The organism is Lysinibacillus sp. RC79 (assembly GCF_041262405.1).
In the GTDB taxonomy this organism is placed as follows: Bacteria; Bacillota; Bacilli; order Bacillales_A; family Planococcaceae; genus Lysinibacillus.
Genome location: NZ_JBGCCD010000031.1, coordinates 47,338 through 64,383 on the forward strand (window position 1 = coordinate 47,338; position 17,046 = coordinate 64,383).

14 protein-coding genes, 1 pseudogene and 2 other annotated features are annotated in these 17,046 nt (G+C 34.7%); of the genes and pseudogenes, 5 read left to right on the forward strand and 10 right to left on the reverse strand.

Annotation, left to right across the window (positions count from 1 at the left end; all coding sequences use genetic code 11):
- Positions 1-40: 40 nt before the first annotated feature.
- From ABH968_RS22030 to tlp, 3 genes are all read right to left on the reverse strand, one after another.
- The gene (locus ABH968_RS22030) at positions 41-1,813 is read right to left on the reverse strand and encodes an oleate hydratase (RefSeq protein ID WP_370047467.1); all 1,773 of its coding nucleotides are present in this window, start codon (positions 1,811-1,813) and stop codon (positions 41-43) included.
- A gap of 438 nt (positions 1,814-2,251) precedes the next feature.
- Positions 2,252-2,566: a tyrosine--tRNA ligase gene (locus tag ABH968_RS22035; protein ID WP_370047469.1), complete on the reverse strand. Its 315-nt coding sequence runs from the start codon at positions 2,564-2,566 to the stop codon at positions 2,252-2,254.
- A gap of 250 nt (positions 2,567-2,816) precedes the next feature.
- Positions 2,817-3,057, reverse strand: a binding site (T-box leader).
- 248 nt (positions 3,058-3,305) lie between these two features.
- Positions 3,306-3,542 carry a small acid-soluble spore protein Tlp gene (gene tlp / locus ABH968_RS22040; RefSeq protein ID WP_370047470.1) on the reverse strand — a complete coding sequence of 79 codons (237 nt, stop codon included), beginning with the start codon at positions 3,540-3,542 and terminating at the stop codon, positions 3,306-3,308.
- A 295-nt stretch (positions 3,543-3,837) separates the two neighbouring features.
- On the opposite strand from tlp, the gene ABH968_RS22045 reads away from it, so the two are divergent.
- Together ABH968_RS22045 and ABH968_RS22050 are read left to right on the forward strand one after the other, a co-directional pair.
- On the forward strand, positions 3,838-4,320 hold the full coding sequence (locus tag ABH968_RS22045) for a DUF6609 family protein (RefSeq protein WP_370047472.1): 483 nt from the start codon (positions 3,838-3,840) through the stop codon (positions 4,318-4,320).
- A 157-nt stretch (positions 4,321-4,477) separates the two neighbouring features.
- Positions 4,478-4,701: a binding site (T-box leader), on the forward strand.
- A 390-nt stretch (positions 4,702-5,091) separates the two neighbouring features.
- Positions 5,092-6,429 (forward strand): sodium-dependent transporter, encoded by a 1,338-nt coding sequence (locus ABH968_RS22050; RefSeq protein WP_370047474.1) that lies wholly within the window; start codon positions 5,092-5,094, stop codon positions 6,427-6,429.
- A gap of 556 nt (positions 6,430-6,985) precedes the next feature.
- Here the strand turns inward: ABH968_RS22050 and ABH968_RS22055 are convergent.
- The 3 genes from ABH968_RS22055 to ABH968_RS22065 all read right to left on the reverse strand — a co-directional run bounded on the left by ABH968_RS22055 (position 6,986) and on the right by ABH968_RS22065 (position 11,220).
- Positions 6,986-8,656, reverse strand: a complete 1,671-nt coding sequence (locus tag ABH968_RS22055; protein WP_370047476.1) for a hypothetical protein — start codon at positions 8,654-8,656, stop codon at positions 6,986-6,988.
- 256 nt (positions 8,657-8,912) lie between these two features.
- Positions 8,913-10,352 (reverse strand): MDR family MFS transporter, encoded by a 1,440-nt coding sequence (locus ABH968_RS22060; RefSeq protein WP_370047477.1) that lies wholly within the window; start codon positions 10,350-10,352, stop codon positions 8,913-8,915.
- A gap of 619 nt (positions 10,353-10,971) precedes the next feature.
- Complete coding sequence (locus tag ABH968_RS22065) at positions 10,972-11,220, reverse strand: LapA family protein (protein WP_370047479.1); 249 nt, start codon at positions 11,218-11,220, stop codon at positions 10,972-10,974.
- A gap of 207 nt (positions 11,221-11,427) precedes the next feature.
- On the opposite strand from ABH968_RS22065, the gene ABH968_RS22070 reads away from it, so the two are divergent.
- Positions 11,428-11,634: a cation diffusion facilitator family transporter gene (locus ABH968_RS22070; RefSeq protein WP_370047481.1), complete on the forward strand. Its 207-nt coding sequence runs from the start codon at positions 11,428-11,430 to the stop codon at positions 11,632-11,634.
- Positions 11,635-11,673: 39 nt separating this feature from the next.
- Positions 11,674-11,793, forward strand: coding sequence for a cation transporter dimerization domain-containing protein (locus tag ABH968_RS22075; protein ID WP_370047490.1), 120 nt, complete (start codon positions 11,674-11,676; stop codon positions 11,791-11,793).
- A 764-nt stretch (positions 11,794-12,557) separates the two neighbouring features.
- On the opposite strand, the gene ABH968_RS22080 is transcribed toward ABH968_RS22075, so the two are convergent.
- Entirely contained in the window at positions 12,558-12,881 is a 324-nt protein-coding gene (locus tag ABH968_RS22080; RefSeq protein ID WP_370047491.1) for a hypothetical protein, read from the reverse strand.
- A gap of 20 nt (positions 12,882-12,901) precedes the next feature.
- A pseudogene (locus ABH968_RS22085) lies at positions 12,902-12,985 on the reverse strand (CotG/ExsB N-terminal domain-containing protein); the annotation flags it as partial.
- 214 nt (positions 12,986-13,199) lie between these two features.
- Between ABH968_RS22085 and ABH968_RS22090 the strand changes: the two are divergent.
- Positions 13,200-14,291 (forward strand): CotH kinase family protein, encoded by a 1,092-nt coding sequence (locus tag ABH968_RS22090; protein ID WP_370047482.1) that lies wholly within the window; start codon positions 13,200-13,202, stop codon positions 14,289-14,291.
- A 487-nt stretch (positions 14,292-14,778) separates the two neighbouring features.
- Here the strand turns inward: ABH968_RS22090 and ABH968_RS22095 are convergent, their stop codons facing one another.
- The gene (locus tag ABH968_RS22095) at positions 14,779-15,741 is read right to left on the reverse strand and encodes a proline dehydrogenase family protein (RefSeq protein WP_370047484.1); all 963 of its coding nucleotides are present in this window, start codon (positions 15,739-15,741) and stop codon (positions 14,779-14,781) included.
- 114 nt (positions 15,742-15,855) lie between these two features.
- A complete protein-coding gene (locus ABH968_RS22100) occupies positions 15,856-16,680 on the reverse strand; it encodes an AraC family ligand binding domain-containing protein (RefSeq protein ID WP_370047486.1) in 825 nt (274 codons plus the stop codon).
- Positions 16,681-17,046: the final 366 nt, after the last annotated feature.

Below are 17,046 nucleotides of genomic sequence, written 5' to 3' on the forward strand. Positions count from 1 at the left end.
AGCTGATTCAATTATGAATCAGCTTTTTTAGCACATATCTCTAAATCAATTTACTTTCTTTAAGCAAATCATAGATAATCGTATCTTTTGTTTTATGAATACCAAATTTACCTATTTGTTTTAAGATAAATGGAGCATCTACGTCTGTTAATTTTTTACCATCTAGTAAGCGAGCAGTTGAAGCGAGCAAAGTACGAATATCATAAGTAGATGCAAACACTTCTGGAACGCCTCGATCAATATCTAGCAATTGATAAACAGCTTCCATCGCTGTTCTTACTGAATATTCTGTTGTGAATACAGTGTCTCTTTCTGTTTCACTAAAATTACCCATGAAGGCTAAGTTAACCGATCCATTAGGGACGACTAAAGGACGATCTCCCATTGCTCTAGGCATGAAGTAAGATGTTATATAAGGCATGTAACATGGAATAGTATTACATGAATTTTGCGCAATATCCGGTATTTCGTCTACAGGTACACCCATATGGTACAACCACTCTTGCGCGATCTCTATTCCTGAACATTCAGTGATACTCTTTTTAATAAAATCACCTGGTTTATTTGATAGTAAACCATAAATCCAAACTACTAATTGGTCTTTTGGTTGATTTTTAAAATGAGGTTGTCGGTTTAATGTATAACTTAGCATCCAATTAGAATCTGTAGCAGTTACAATACCACCTGTAACTACCTTACCAGCATATGGATCTCTTTTACTGATTTTTTCAATATACGGAGCAACTCGATCATCCAATGTAGTAAGTGTTGCCGAAACAAACCAACTTTCTTCCGGAAGATCATCACAGAATTTTTCTGGTTTACCAAACTCAGAATCTTGGGAAGCGATGTTTTTCCAAAGTGACCAGCTTCCGCCTAAATCAGTGCTTACAGGGGCTGGCGTATTATTATCACCATAAGTTGTACTCTCCGTGATACTACCATTTGTAACAAATACTAATTCATTTTCTGTTAGCTCAATATTCTTTTTCACACCATTTTGTTTTAACACTAAAGTATGGGCTACCTTTTTGTCTCCAACTTTATCAACCAAAACATTCTCTACAACAGTATTAAATTGGAAATCAACATTATGGCTTTCTAAATATTTAATCATAGGAAGTACTAAAGATTCGTACTGGTTATACTTTGTAAATTTTAATGCAGATAAATCAGGTAGACCCCCAACATGATGAATGAAACGCATAATATAACGACGCATTTCCATTGCTGAATGCCATTTTTCAAAAGCAAACATCGTAGACCAATATAGCCAGAAGTTCGATTCAAAGAACTCTTCAGAGAAAACATCTGTAATTTTTACATCATCTAATTTCTCTTCAGGAGTAAAGAATAATTTAATCATTTCTTCAGATGCTTTATCAGATAATGTAAACTTACCATCGTCCTCAAGTCTTTGACCTCTATTATCCATCAATCTACATTTTGAATAGTTAGGATCCTCTTTATTTAACCAATAAAATTCATCTAAAACAGAAGCGTTTTCTATTTCTAAAGATGGGATTGAACGGAATAAATCCCATAGGCATTCAAAATGATCTTCCATTTCCCGACCACCACGAATAATAAAACCTCTAGTCGGATTTAGAATACCATCAAGGCTACCTCCTGAGATATCTAGTTCTTCGAGAATATGAATATTTTCACCTTTCATTTGACCATCACGAATTAAAAAACATGCGGCTGAAAGTGAAGCTAGCCCCGAACCAACAAGATATGCCGATTTCTCATCAACACCCACTGGTTTTTTAGGACGTGCGAAAGCCTCATAATTACCATTACTGTAATACATAATACCGCCTCCATAAACTATTATCGTGATATAGCATACCATTATTTCACATGATAATGGTAAAATGAGAGATAAATTAACAAAAAATTCAATTTTAAAGTTAAACTCTAGATATTCATACCCTATTATTTGACATAACAATTCACTGCATTTTTATAAATTATTCATCAATATCTTTTGTTTTAAAGGGATTATGCAATACCTACACATTAGATTGCCCTTGTAGCGGATAACCTTTAAAGACTTGGATTATTTGCATGATTTCCTTCTATAAGAAGAACCATAAAGCTGATAAAGTATACAATCTATTGAAGGCAGCCTTGCATAATTATTATATCAAGAAAATAAAAAGGATCATTCCACAGTCAAATTTCACAGGCACAATTGATACAATAACCATCTATTATTTTTGGCGCTTTAATAATCTACTTAACTCCCTTATTTTATAAATCGTATATATTGTTGCTCCCCAATTTGTAAAACCTCATCATTCATTAATATTATGTCAGTATCATCTTCTACAAGTTTTTCCCCATTTAAAGAAACACCCTTTTGTTTCATTAATCGCATAAACTCACTTTTACTTTTAATATATCCTTCAGCAATTAATGATGGAATAATATCTAGAACAGACTCTTCCCCTATTTCAATTAATATTGTGGGGATGTTATCAGGCAAAACCTCTCCTTCATTAACGATCTTACCTATACCCTTTTGAATCATTTCTAATTGTTCTTCCAGTTTTAAAAACATACAATACAACTCCTTAAATATTGAATTAATATTGCAAGTTCTATAAGAGTAAAAAATCAATTTCGCCTTGGCGTAATTGTAGCTGTTGCTTTGCTTTCGCTACAGATAAATTGCCATAGGACGTGACGTTCTTAGACTGAGCTCCTCTATATTGGTGTTAGGACACCCACTGAAAAGGAATCACATCGCATTCATCTTACCAACCACTTCTGCTGAATGAAGATAAAAAAAACGCCCTTTAGGAATCAACCTAAAGGACGTGTTATGAACGTGTTACCACCTTAATTTAAGAGCTACTCACATAACTCTTCTCTATAGGTACGGCTAAAAGCGATACCTTTGCATTGTTACGGATGCAAACCCGTCGTAGCCTATTAAAGTTCGGTACGCAGCTCCAAGATGAATTCATTTTAACTTTCCTTGCGCCTCTCATCAACCGGCTACTTTCTGTAAGTTCCATTAAAACTACTAGTTCTCTTCAACACTTTTACTCTTATACTCCAAATTGTTATCAACAATTTTTCGTTATGCAAATCTTGATAATTATTATAGTGCTTTTATTTGAATTGTCAATAAATTAAAAAGATGAATTAATTTATTTAATTTTTTGAAAGCTAATAATTCAACATGACTCCCAAAATAAATTTACAGATACAATACCATCTGCTTTTGTAGGCAAGCACTTTTTTATCATTAGAAAGATGGAGATAAGTTAGTTCCTCTTCCTAAGTCTCCAATTTTACACTTCTCCTTTTTTACGTGCTGCCATTTCATCTTTCATTTCCTCTTTTAATCCTTCAATTGATTGTTGGCGCCGCTTATTTTTTTCCTTAATCATTTCACTTTGCATTGGGTCTGCAAATTCCAAACTAATTTCCGCTTCATGAAGTTTTTCTTCAGTGTTCTTAACGATATCACGAATTCGTTCAACGTTATTAGACCTATCATCGGGTTTCGAGTGTCTTGAATTAGCCATGGTAACCTCCTAAAAAATTTGACATGAAATTAGTTTGGATTTTTTTTTATGTTTATATGTGCACTAATTTTTACTAAGAAAAGCGTGTTTGCCACCCGAAGAGACTCTTGACTCAACCAGCCGCTGAAGCGAATACCTAAACATCATGAAACATATACTTCTTATCTAAAAAGCCTTTAAGGAAATGTATCCCTTAACTCAAATAACTAAATTAAGGTACATTCCTCCAAGTGTGTAGTTAGAAGCTGTTGTTGCTGTTGCAATCACATCTGCAGCGTATTCAAAAGTAAATGCATTGTTATCTGTTACCACAACTGGTGTTGCTCTAAAATATAACGGTTATCTGAATGTTTGGCCTTTTGCCATCGTTTATGTGCTAGGTATGATTTGGCAATTAAGCCCTAAAACACGGGAGAAATTAGCAGTCGGTCCTGGAACACGGGAACAAAAAAAGTGGTCTAATTTTTCAATTATGTTATTGGCTATTTTAGTTTTTGTCATTCTTCAATTTTTCGCAGATGATTATAGAACTTGCTGGCTATTAATTATTTTAGCTGTCGGCGTTCATTTCTTAACTTTTATTCCGACACATAGGAAATTAATGCTTTTTCTATCAATCACTTTAATAATCAATGCATTCATAGGATTAATCATTGCTAACGTAAATCTAGACGTCTTTTTTGTAATAGATGGCCTAATAAAGATTTTATTTGGTAGTATTTTTATTAAGCTAAGTCCTATTAATTTTTTAAAAAATAAGGATTCTGCTCTGCAGTGATCCTCATTTTTTGTCTAGGTATGACCTTTTCATAAGTGAATTTGTTAGAACCGAACCCGTATAAATATATACGTTGAGATACATAAAAATTCAAAAATTTAGTTGACTCTATTTTTAATGTGTGATAAAAATGATATTATCAATTCGAAAAATTAATATTTGGGCAATGATAGGATTAAGTAGTGAAAATCTCCCTATATCAGAGAGCTGGTGGTTGGTGCGAATCAGTATATAGATTATCATGAATTTCGACCTGGAGCATCTTTCATAAATCACACGTTGTGAGGAAGTGGAAGACGGTAGTGAATACCGTTATCAAATAAAGTGGTGAAGAATTTTTTTCACAACTAGGGTGGTACCGCGATATATATCGTCCCTACGTACTTACGTAGGGACGTTTTTTTTAGGTCTTATTCTTGTTGTATTTTCATAACTAGGGTGGTACCGCGATATTTTATCGTCCCTACGTATTTGCGTAGGGACGTTTTTTATTTGGGTCTTACTCTTGTTGTATCTTCATAACTAGGGTGGTACCGCGATATTTTATCGTCCCTACGTATTTGCGTAGGGACGTTTTTTATTTAGGTCTTACTCTTGTTGTATCTTCATAACTAGGGTGGTACCGCGATATTCTATCGTCCCTACGTATTTTGTAGGGGCGTTTTTTTTTTGAGAGGAAGTGGTTGTATGAGAAAGGAGTCACGATAGAACAATATTATAAAAACCGAATTGTCATAAACAAAGAAATAGAAAAAGAGAGGAGATAAAGAGATGAATTCACAGCAATGGACATCGAAATTAGGTTTCATTTTAGCTGCAGCAGGCTCAGCGATAGGTCTTGGTGCGATTTGGAAGTTCCCGTATATGGCCGGTATTGGAGGTGGCGGTGCGTTCTTCCTTATTTTCATCGGTTTTACCTTATTAATTGGTTTACCGTTATTATTAGCAGAATTTGTTATTGGGAGAGGTACACAAAAAGAGGCTGTTGAAGCATATAGAACTATTGCTCCAAAGACGCTATGGCCGTGGGTCGGAAAATTAGGGATAGTCACTTGTTTCATATTGCTTTCATTCTACAGTGTTGTAGGAGGATGGATTTTATTATATTTATGGAATGCAATTACAGGTAGACTATGGGAAGGAAATGGTGCGTACGAAGCAACTTTTAATGAAATCATTTCCAATCCATTTTTAGCGGTTGGATCACAGTTATTATTTATTCTTATGACTATTTTTATCGTAAGTAAAGGTGTACAAAACGGTGTTGAAAAAGTAAATAAGTATTTCATGCCAGCACTATTTGTTTTATTCTTTGTATTAATTATTCGTGCTCTTACATTAGACGGTGCAGGAGAAGGGGTTCGCTTCTTCTTACAGCCTGATTTCTCAAATGTTACATCTGAAATTATTTTATATGCCATGGGGCAATCGTTCTTCTCATTATCTGTCGGTGTAGGCGTAATGGTTACGTATAGCTCATATTTACCGAAAGAAGAAAGTTTACCACGTTCCGCATTTTCTATCGTCGGTTTAACGCTTGTGATTACATTACTTGCAGGGCTTGCTATTTTCCCGGTAGTATTCGCATTTGGAATGGAACCATCTCAAGGACCAGGTCTATTATTTATTGTCTTGCCAGCGATTTTCAGTAAAATGGCCTTTGGGAAAGTATTCTTCATTATTTTCTTGTTACTATTTTTCTTTGCAACGATAACATCAGCCATTTCGATGTTGGAAATTAGCGTGGCTTCTTTAACGACAAAAGGTAAAGGGAAACGCGAAAAAATGGCATTGATTGTCGGTTTACTAATCTTTGTTGTAGGGATTCCATCGGCGCTATCATTTGGCGTATTAAGCGATGTGAAATTGTTTGGAAAAACAATCTTTGATTTTGCAGACTTTACAGTAAGTAATATTCTTATGCCACTCGGTGTATTATTAGTAGCGATCTTCGTACCGTTTAAAATGAAGAAAGATGTATTAATGAGAGAACTGGGTGTAAGTAAAAATAAAGGCTATAAATTATTTGTATTATGGTTATTCTTACTTCGCTATATAGCACCAATTGCAATTATTATCGTATTTTTAAATGTAATTGGCGTGATTTAAAATACAAAATGTCCTAGAACCATAGGAATTAAGATGCTAACCTTTTTATAGACAAAAAACCAAAACTAAAAAGGGCATACTAAATATGCGTTTATTTATCTATTGCCTTGGGGCTTGTACTTTGTTTATAGGCTATATACCCGACCCCAATGGCTGTACAAGTACTTATCACCAGGTTTACAATAAGTAAAATTTTCATTAGATTTTGTTAGGACTATTCCATTTTTATCCTTCCATCTATAAATGTTAATAAGTCCATTATGAATTTTGTTCCTCTACTTTCCCTTAAAATTTCAACCCTACATTGCGGCACTGAAAATTGTTAAGATAAACGAAGGCTTCCTCAATCTCATTGAGGAAGCCTTCGTTTTTTCATGTATTATAGTTGTAATTCAAAGCAAATAATATTTTAAAATCTTCAATGAAAATCAAATAAAAAACGCCATTACGGAAGCTCTCCCTAGTTTTTTACAATTGTTTATTTTATAAAAAAAGATTGATCATTTTCTGCATTTGTGCCGAACAATCGCGCCCGTTTAACAACATATGAGGCTTATTAGAACTTAGGAATATTATTGTATCCTTCTATGATATCCCCAAATCCTTGGTTGATAAGAGCGTTCCCTACCGGTCGAAGAATTTCCTGTTTGCTTTCCATAAGATAATGTGCTTTCGAGCGAATGAGTCGATCAAATAGTTCACTTCGTTTTTCTCCAACTGCCTCCCAAGATTGTTGAGACTTCAGTAAATCTTCTAACGTCAAGAGAGGATAATCGGTTCCTTCAAAAGTGAAATCACCATTCACTTGATACCACACATCCCCATTCTCTCGTAACCATTTTTCTCCGATGTTTTCAACGCCTCGTCTCATATTTCTGGCTACGTCTAAATAGGATTCTTCATTTGTTTGTTGATAGGTTTCTAGTAAGAAATTCATTTCTCCTAAAGCATGATTTAAGGAAGTATGTGTCTTCTTTGTCTGCTGAGGAGAATAATAATCGGTCACAAGGTAACCACCTTTTGGAACTTCGATTTTGTTTCCGTTTTCCGCCTGATCGACTAAAAAATCTGCATAGGTGATGGTCGAGTTTTTGAGTTCTTTGATGTCAAGGATGTCCCCTGCCTCTTTTAGGAATAACGCGATTTTTTCGTTATGCCTAGTATCGATATAGGGAGCTTTGATTCCGTAATCTTTTTTCAACCACGTACTCGTATACTCCGTTTCCCATAACCCTTTATTATCTCCTTGAAAAATAAATAAGTTCGCAACAGAATTTAATAGCAAATCGTAGAAGTATCGCTCCTGCGTAGTTTCATAGTGATCTAATGCTTTTTTATCTTGGACCCTCACTAGGTTTCGCCCATATCCTACCTTTGTTGCAGGTTCGATTGACCACGGGAGTTTTGTATAAGGCCCTTCGGCTGTATACCATTTGTTAGTTTCTTTGTATTGTTTGGTACTTTGACTAATCCATTCATCGAGCGCTTCTTCTTTTTTAAACAGAGGCTCTTGTGACACTAACACCCAGTTTTCAGATAAATCTTTTCCTACTGATTGAAGTGGAAGCTTTACAGTAAGGCCTTTATCATTATTAATTAATTCCAAGGCCTTATTTTCACTCGTCAACTCCCGGACCACACTCTTGTCCCCGTTCTCATACTTTGTTATCAGTTCTTTCGATACGTAGTTTCGGCTTATCATCATATTGGTCATTAATTTTTTGTGTTCCTTTACTTTTAACAGGCCGATAGGATAGGTGGTTGGATCTACACCGGATACATGATCGTGCTCATGTTGAATTTCCTGTCGTTCGAAATCTGTCAAATCATACTTTACATTTCCGCTGATAGGGTACGATATCGAGGCACTATAACCTTTGCTGCTTTTGTTTTGTAATTGAGTGAAAATGAAGAAATCCCCATTATCGATTTCTCGAACAGTGATCTTGATGGAACCCACGTTTTCCCCATCTTCAAATAATTTATAGACCGTTGTTTGATCCATTGAACGAATATACGTTTCATTCGAACTTTTTGTTTTTTGCAGTAGTAAACCATTGGCTTCCAAATGTAGTTGTGTGGAGTTCGGTAATGCTAGAGAAACCCTCTCTCTAGGTTCAATTTCTTTATTTTCATCTTCACCTGCTCTGTTTAATGAACATGAAGTCAAAGTTATAAACGCTAACAAGGAGCATAAAATTCTGCCCCAGATTTTTCTATTAAGCAAATTTGCCCTCCCGATGTAACTATTCTTTTATATAAAAGGTTTCAAAATTATAGCAGTGTTAGATGAGAAAACCAATGTATGAACTTTTTCTAAAAGGAAAAAAGGTATCATTGACAAGGCATTCTTTTGTATTATTCATACACATCTAGTTAACATATTTTAAGAAATTTGCTAAAGAGCCAAACCCATGTAAACAAAGGGGTTGGCTCTTTTCCATCTTTACTCGTTATGCATGATTTTATTCATCATTGATTTATCAGTGTTCACTAGTTTGTGTGGATGGCTTTAATAAGAACCAAACAATTACTAAAGTTACTAGTGCTAATATAAAAGTACTCATATAAATGAAATGTACACTTGAAGCTAATGCTTCTTGTGATTCAGTTACTACGTTTGCTGTAGTTCCTTCATGTCCACCAGAAGATACAAGATCAAGGTTTTTAATACCGCGTGCATGAATCATCGTGTTGAAAATCGCCCCGAAAACTGCAGCACCTAATGTTTGACTAAACGTATTGATAAATGTGTTTAAGCCAATTGCTGTCCCACGCGTATGAGATGGAACAGCTGCTTGAATTGTTACCATGTAAATAGGTACAATAAGCCCCATTCCTAAGCCGAATAATCCAACTGCAACATAAATAAGGAATGCTGGCGAATTTGCTGACAATGTAAATAGTGAAAAGGCAGCAATTGAAATAACGCTAGCTCCAAGTAGAATGATTTGTTTCGTTTTTAAGTTATCAACTAATTTACCAGAAAAAATAGTCCCAAATGTCCACATAACAGGAAGTGGCATTAAAATGAGCCCGGCGTCTGTCGCATTTTTTCCTAATACACCTTGGCTCCAAATTGGAAGATACATGGTAACACTAATAAGCATTGCACCAGAAATAAGAGTTAGTATATTTATAGTAGATAATGTACGGTTAGAGAAAAGTGCTAGCGGAATTAATGGTTCCGGAGATTTTTTCTCAATAAATAAGAAAATAATGAATGCAACAGCTGCAAAGATTAAGAGGCCAATTATTGTAATGTCCCCCCAGTTTTGCTTACTGCTACCTGTTAATAGCGCGTATAGTAGAGCGATTGCACTTAATGAGAATACTGTTGCACCAAGATAGTCGATATGGTGCTTAGCAGGCTTAATAGATTCTTTATAATAAATGACAATCATTAAACAAGCGATAATTCCAAATGGAACGTTTAAGAAGAAGATGTAGCGCCAAGAAAGAGAATCAACTAAAAATCCGCCAACTAATGGTCCGATAACACCAGAGACGCCCCAAACAGCACTAATCCAACCCTGTGCTTTTGCACGGTCTTTCACTTCGCTATATAAGTCACCAATGATTGTCATTGTTATTGGCATAATAGCGCCAGCACCTAGACCTTGAAGGGCTCGAAAGGCGATAAGCTGTTCCATCGATGTAACGACACCGCAAAGTGCAGAGCCGACTAAGAATATTGTAGCTCCGATAAGTAAAACTTTTTTACGACCGAATAAATCAGCCAGTTTCCCGTATATTGGAGTCGAAACAGCTGTGGCAAGCATATAAATTGCATATACCCAACTAACAAGTTCGACGCCTGACAAATCACTCGTTATACGGGGGATTGCTGTACTAATAATTGTTCCTTCTACAGCAGAAAGAAATGTCATTAACATTAATGATAAAATAACTTTTTTTCTCATATTTTCCCCTTTACTTCTATCCAGTTAAAAATATTCAATATATAACTAAATATTTTTATTAACTATTAACTAACAAATCTAGTTTACCTGAGGGTTAGTTTGACCATGCATTGTTAGAATTTAAATGTTTAAGCAGCTCAACAACCATATTTAAACCACCAATCCACATGTAGTCTTGATCATTATTTGCTTAAACGAGTGCATTTTCAAAAGCTCTAACCGTTGGAGAACCACCATCAGGATTTTCAAATTCAACCATCTTATTCGAGCCCGTTAAGTACCATCCAACCTGCACCTATCCCAGTACCACGACCTTCTTTAATCCACTTTTCTACTTCCGATGTCCTTGCTCTCTTAGACATAAAAACGCTCCCTAGATAACTATAATCTAAAGGGGAAAAACGGTACATCTTTTTTGTAAACAGAATGACTTTATTTCAAAGCTACAAAAGTGTAGAGTGACAATAAAGTTATTTAATTTTCTAACCCCAAATACAAATAACCCGTCCTAATTTTTAGGACGGATTAAAATAAAGTTACACTTCTCTACTTTTAAATTAAAATCGTTTAATTCTAAGTGTTGTTTTACAATAGGACTCTTAGTGAAATAGATCAACATTTAAGAATGTTGATCTATTTCACCTCCTGCCTTTTTCAAAGCTCTTTGAAGTTGATAAATTTTCATCATACTAATTAATCCAGTTAATAGGGCTCCCAATAGGACTGACCCAATAATGACAAGGATCAATGGCCACTCTGCTTTTCCAAACAAATAATTAACCGTTACCATGTCAACATTGATAACTGAAAAAACCGCGATAATTAAGACCACAATTAGTGCTAATATTAAGTTCCATTGCCTTTTCATAAGCCACCTCATTAATTGTTATTTAACTATTCTACATTCACTATTATAGAATCAGGATTAGCTTAGAACAATCACTATTTCGCGGCAAGGATATACCCTTTTTTAAACAACTCTATTATTTTTTAATCGACTTTATTGTTTTTAAATATCTTTATTACCATGAAACAAGATGTTGCGATTATAGGAAATGCAATTGGTAGGACATTTTTGTTATACGCTGACGCTATGGCAAGTGCTATAGTAGCTTATTTTATTTTTAGAATTGCATTGGAATTAATTAAACCTTCTGTTGATGGTTTAATGGAAAAAAGTGTGGATCAGGATCTTTTAGACGGATATGAAGCCACTATTCATGAATTTTATCAAGTACAACGAATTGATAAAATCCTGTGCAAGGGAACACGGTCACTATAAACTTCTAGACATTCGTCTATCACTTAATATGATTTAACCATTAAACAAGGCCATGATATAGGTCGTGAGATAAAAAATGAAATATTAAATAGATTCCCAGATGTAGGGGAAGTCCTTATTCATGTAAGTCCTTACTATATAGAACCTAATCAAAAGTAACTTACAAGAAAAACCTCTCTTTTCTTGAACTGCCCCCCTATTGTTAGACCCTATCTAACAATAGGGGGGCAGTTTTTCTATGGTTAAATATACTGCCGAATATAAATTATAAACTGTTGAGCGTTACTTAAGTGGCAATTGGAGAGTAGTTGTATAGGTGGCGATTTGCGGAACAATCCAAAATCGTTCCATGCAAACCATGCAAAGATCTCAAATATGGGTCTTAGTCTAAGCTTCTTCATTAATTAAACATATCCTTTACTATACCCTAAGAAGGGCGATAAAAAGTGTTAAATCCAATGCATTTTAATGTAGGACATCAAATGTTTCCCGCTATTCCTAGATACAAAGGAATAGGAGGATCCCGTGACGGGTCACGCCGTTCTAGGAATCTTTTTTTAAATTTCTGATTTTTACGAGAAAAGTGGATAGGCTACATTGATTTAAACAATTCTGATAGATGTATATAATACACAACGATAACAATTCATCCAGAAGAATATACATAAATGAAGAGATCCGACGGAACCCACCCCCAGCTGACCTTTCACTTTTCTTTCAACCTTGGACTTCGATAGGAATAATACAGAAAAAGTTAACTAGTAAGAACTAATTAACTTTTTATACAGTCGCACTCAATAGTCCATTGAATAACATTTAGTTACATACTCTTCAGATAGCGAAAAATCGACTGAAGTTTTTAAAAAAATAAGTCATTCCAAAAGCTGCTCGTGCGTCGTTGGTTTCGCGAAGTTCGACGTACTCTACTCGTGCGTCGCTGTTTTCGTGAAGTTCGACGTACCCTGCTCGTGCGTCGCTGTTTTCGTGAAGTTCGACGTACCCTGCTCGTGCGTCGCTGTTTTCGCGAAGTTCGACGTACCCTGCTCGTGCATCGCTGTTTTCGCGAAGTTCGACGTACCCTGCTCGTGCGTCGCTGTTTTCGCGAAGTTCGACGTACCCTGCTCGTGCGTCGCTGTTTTCGCGAAGTTCGACGTACCCTGCTCGTGCGTCGCTGTTTTCGCGAAGTTCGACGTACCCTGCTCGTGCGTCGCTGTTTTCGTGAAGTTCGACGTCTCCCGCTCGTGCATCGTTCGTTACTAATAGGATCCTGGTGCATGAAGTGACCTAACCCTGAGTTGTTAGCAATTTCTACTGCATTCTGTATAAGTGACATATTCAAACCTCCTTTCATCTTTTTAGAGAAAGAAGGTAGATTCCTTTTTCAAAAAGAATCAAACCCATGCCTCTGCACATTTCTTTCCCTAATCGTAATATATGAGGTTGCACTAAAGATGTTAGAGTCAATCGCATAGTTTTCGAAAGGAGAATATAAACTCTATATCTTTTTGTGGAATCTTACATTTTGTTTTATACGAATAATTTAAAAATGAAAGGAAAGAATTCGCGTGTTTAACGGCATAATAATACCTGAATATCATCTTTTTATTCATCCTTTAGATTTAAGTGAACTTCAGAAAGATATATGGTGTGACGATCCTATCTCTGCCAAGCTAACGATTAACAAAAGAAAGTATGATATTGATATCGCCTATCGTGGCTCCCATATCCGGGATTTTCGAAAGAAGTCGTATCACATTTCGTTTAATAAGCCAAGTACGTATAGAAATACCAAAGAAATTCATATCAACGCAGAATATAAAGATCCTTCTCTATTAAGAAATAAACTATCGCTCGATTTTTTCAATGAAATAGGGTGCTTATCGCCAAAGTCCCAATTTGTAAATATGAAATTGAATGGGAAAAATGAGGGGCTTTATTTGGAATTAGAATCAGTGGATGAGTATTTCCTTAAGAATCGACAACTACCGCAAGGACCAATATTCTATGCGGTTGATGGCGATGCTAACTTTTCGTTGATGAGTGATCTTGATAAAGAAGTAAAGAAATCACTCAAGGCTGGCTATGAACTAAAATATGGGACAGAACAAGATGAATTTCATTTACAAAAAATGATTATTGAAATTAATACCATTTCAAAGGCTGAATTTGAAAATGAAATTGTGAAATACCTCAATGTTAATCAGTATCTTAGCTGGTTGGCTGGCGCTGTTTTCACCCAAAATTTTGATGGTTTTGTTCATAATTACGCATTATACCAAAATAGCGAAACTAGGCAATTCGAAGTCATCCCGTGGGATTACGATGCAACATGGGGAAGGGATGTAAACGGGAAAGTGATGGAGGAAGACTATTTACGAATCGAAGGATTTAATACGCTTACCGCAAGAATTCTCGACGTAAAAACATTTCGACGTCAATACAAAAACTTACTAAAAGTTATTTTAAGCAACCAATTTAATGTAGACTATTTGAAACCGAAAATACAAGGTATGCATAATTTAATAAGACCTTATATTCAAAAAGATCCTTATAAAAAAGACGATATCCATTTATTTGATAAGGAACCAGAGTATATATTGGATTATATTGAAGCACGGGCGAAATATATAAGAGGGAAATTAGATTCATTAGATTAAGTTGTTCCATCATCTTACAAAACCTTCTTTCTATGTGGTAAGGGGGTTATTGTCGCTTGAATTAGCACACAAATATCTGTACTGTAAATATAATTCTTAAAAAGGAAAATTATACAAAAATTTCACTTGTAAATTGCAATATTGAAAAAGAGGTTTACTTACTGTTGAGTAACAGTTAAATAAACCTCTTTTGATTTTTACAAATTTGCATCACGACTAAGTTGTATGCGTCACGATTGAGTTGTGTACAGACAAAAGATATTCGTTAGGAATAAAGTTTGATCAAAAAAACACCTCGCAAACCCATATTTTGCGTTAAATAAAAAAACCCGTTTTGAAAAAAGATTGATCAAAATGGGTTTATTCTTTGCGAAGCATTATACAATTTTTATAAAAAAGTTTGATCATTTTTATGCTGTGTTCTACCATTAAAGCGCCTAATTGTTAAAAATATCAAATTATAGGAAACGTCAGAAAAAATATTTCATTATTTAATATGTATTTTTTCTCTATCGGTATTTTGTTCAATTATATCTGAAATAAAAGTATAAATATTCGGAGGATATTCAGCAATACGATGAACTAAATATAAATACCACTCACTACCATATGTTACATAAACTTTAGCCTGGATATTATCCTCCTTTAAAGATCTTAATAAGTCAGGTCGAACCCCATCCAACATCTCTACTTCTACATTCGGACTATAAAGAAATCCTTTTGCTTTTAGGTCCATCAATATATTTTCATCATGTGTAGCAACAGACAATGGATGATTATTATCTATACACATAGATACAAATTCTATATACCGTTTATTTAACTCTTCGGATCTTGGAATATATATACCTTCAGACTCTTGATAAGCCCCCTTTACTAAACGTATTCTACCCGAGGTTTTCAGTAGATCATTTAGGTCAATAAATGAACGCTTCAAATGAACTTGTAATGTTATCCCAACATTTGAGAATGATTTTGATATCCTTTTATATAGTGATAAAATTTTATCTGTTTTTTGTGATTCTTCCATACTTATCATTAGTTGAATATTTTGCTTTTGTGCTTCTTTTGCTAATTCTTCTAAATTAGTAAATGCTACTTCATCAGAAATCATCATTCCGATATGAGAAAGATCAAATGATACGGTAGCCTTCAATTGATTATTTCCGAGATCTTTTATTAATTCTTTAAATTCATTTTTGGCAAGCCTACATTCTTCTTCGGATGTTGTATTTTCGCCAATAAATTCTAATGAAACCTGATATCCTTTGTTATATAGATTTATAACACGCTCTATCCCTTCCGTACGTGTTTCTCCAGCCACAAATCGTTTAGCACCTTTAATAAAAATCGGGAAAAGTTCTTTTGTATTTTGAAAATAGGCTTTTAGTTCTTGATCTCTAGCAATCGATTTGAGAGCTTTGGAAAAGCGACTTTCTTCATTAAGCATAAAATAATCACTCCTTATTTTTTATATCTTATTTGGGATTACGTTTTTCCGATGATGATTTTTTACCAAGAGTTGAATCCCAAATGGAAATGCGTGGGAAATTATTAAAGCAGATCATTTATCATTCTGAATAAAAATATCCCTGTATTGTCCAGGTGTTAATCCAATAAACTCCATAAAGAAATTACTAAAATGACTTTGATCTACAAAACCTGCCTCTATTGCCGCATCAAGTGGTTTTACACCCTGTTCCAATCGTTTCTTTGCTTCATTAATACGTACCGTTTGTAAGTAACGATACGGGGTAATCCCCCGAATTCGGGTAAATGAGCGTAACAAAGAATATTTGTTCATATCAGCTATCTTTGCTAAATCATCTAAAGCAATATGTTCTCCATAATGTACTTCTAGGTAGTGACAGACATTTTCAATTTCTTGTTTAATAGCTCTCGGTTCTGTGTCTTCGATGGCTATGGTATATTCTTCAATAAGCTGTTGAATAAGAAAATAAAAAGTTTCTTCCTTCTTAAAATCTGATATCTCATCCATAATCATCTGATGAAGATTATGTAACAATTGAGCGTGTTCACTACGGTAGGCAACAGGAGCAGCAAAAGAAGGAAGATAATCTTGCCCTGTAATCTCTTTTGTAACTTTTCGCATGATTTCAGGCTTGATATTCAAACAACGATAGTCTAATGTTTCGTTGTCAATTGATTCACAGGCATGATTGTCCAGAGGGTTAAAAGAAATAATATCACCTGTACCTATTACATATTCTTTGTTCTTACAAGATAATCGTCTTTGTCCACTCTCTATAAACCCAATCACATAATATTCATGGAAGTGGTTCGGAAATTTTTGCATGATTCCTTCAAAACGATAAGCTTCTATTTGTAAATCATGATCAAAACGTACCGTTCTTTCTTCTTGTCCCATACGAACAACCTCCTTTTGATTTCTGATAGTCAGTGTAACACATTTGGTTAAGGCTCTCTTGTAAGATATTGACTAGTAAAAAATGGCATGGGAGTATAAAAAACTGCCACACCATTTGTTTTATTAATATTAAATCTACAACTACAAAAGTGTCTTGATGACACCCATAAATTCCTTTTATCCTGTTTTTTCCTTATACTACTTTTCTTCATTGGGGGAACTACTGGCTACTGATATAATAGATTCTATTAAAAAAAGGTCAACCAGTAAATATAATATGTACCCTTTGTAAAGGACATTTTAAAAAAGGTTAGGCAACTTTCTGAAGCTGCTGTCTGTATTTTGCAGGCGGCAGCTTATTTAAAT